Annotated in this window: 1 protein-coding gene; it reads left to right on the forward strand. The window is 67.8% G+C overall.

Annotated elements, in window-relative coordinates:
* Nucleotides 1–51 precede the first annotated feature (51 nt).
* A protein-coding gene (locus IF47_RS0126620) for an IS3 family transposase (RefSeq protein WP_106982662.1) occupies nt 52–1295 on the forward strand; the annotation gives its coding sequence in 2 pieces (ribosomal slippage) (nt 52–334 and nt 334–1295; 1245 coding nt in all).
* The last annotated feature ends 27 nt before the right edge of the window (nt 1296–1322 follow it).

Below are 1322 nucleotides of genomic sequence, written 5' to 3' on the forward strand. Positions count from 1 at the left end.
GTGAACCGCTCCGGGTCTGATGGAGGCTCGATTCCCTGAGAGGATCGAGTCATGGCACGTCCGTCCCCCTACCCTGCCGAGCTTCGTGAACGTGCGGTGCGCATGGTCACGGAGATCCGTCCGAACTATCCGACCGAGTGGGCCGCGATGAAGGCGGTCGCCGCGAAGCTGGGCATCGGCGCGACCGAGACGGTGCGGACCTGGGTCCGCACCGCCGAGGTGGACGCCGGTCAGCGTCCCGGTGTCACGTCGGAGGAGGCCGCGGAGATCAAGCGGCTGCGGGCCGAGAACGCCGAACTGCGGCGGGCCAATGAGATCCTCAAGGCGGCGTCGGCTTTCTTCGCGGCCGAGCTCGACCGGCCGTCGAAGCGCTCGTAGCGTTCATCGACGAGCACCGGCAGGTGTTCGGGGTCGAGCCGATCTGCCGTGTCCTGACCAGCCACGGATTGAAGATCGCAACGAGCACCTACTACGCCGCCAAGAACCGCACCCCCAGCCCGCGGTCGGTCCGCGACGCCGAGCTGAAGACGCAGATCAGCCGGGTCCACGCCGACAATTTCGGCGTCTATGGGGTGCGGAAGGTGTGGCGGCAGCTGCACCGCGAGGGCATAGCCGTGGCCCGCTGCACCGTCGCCCGGCTGATGCGCGACCTGGGCCTGGAGGGCGCCCGACGCGGCCGGAAAATCCGCACCACCATCCGCGACGACGGGCATGAGCGGGCGGCTGACCTGCTGCGGCGCGACTTCACCGCGTCCCGGCCGAACGAGAGGTGGGTTGCGGACTTCACCTATGTGGCCACCTGGTCGGGGATCGTCTACGTCGCGTTCGTCGTGGACGTCTTCTCGCGGGCGATCGTCGGCTGGTCCGCCGCCACCAGCAAGCGGGCCAAACTCGTCCTCGACGCCCTCGACATGGCCCTGTGGCGACGCGACCGTGCCGGCACACCGGCTGGCCCCGGGCTGGTTCATCATTCGGACGCGGGCAGTCAATACACGTCTTTCGCGTTCACCGCACACCTCCTCGAGGCTGACATCGACGCCTCGATCGGCACCGTCGGCGATGCCTTGGACAACGCGCTCATGGAGTCCCAGATCGGCCTGTACAAGACGGAGCTGATCAAGCCGCGCAGGCCCTGGCACGGCCTGGCCGACGTCGAACTCGGCACCGCGGAATGGGTCGACTGGTTCAACAACCAGCGCATCCACAGCGCGATCGGAGACGTCCCACCCCACGAGCATGAGACCAACCACTACGCTCAACACCAGCCCCAACCGGCGGCTGGAGTCAACGCATAGAGCCTCCACCGATCCCGGAGCGGTTCA

The organism is Streptomyces megasporus, from assembly GCF_000718985.1.
GTDB classification, from domain to species: domain Bacteria; phylum Actinomycetota; class Actinomycetes; order Streptomycetales; family Streptomycetaceae; genus Streptomyces; species Streptomyces megasporus.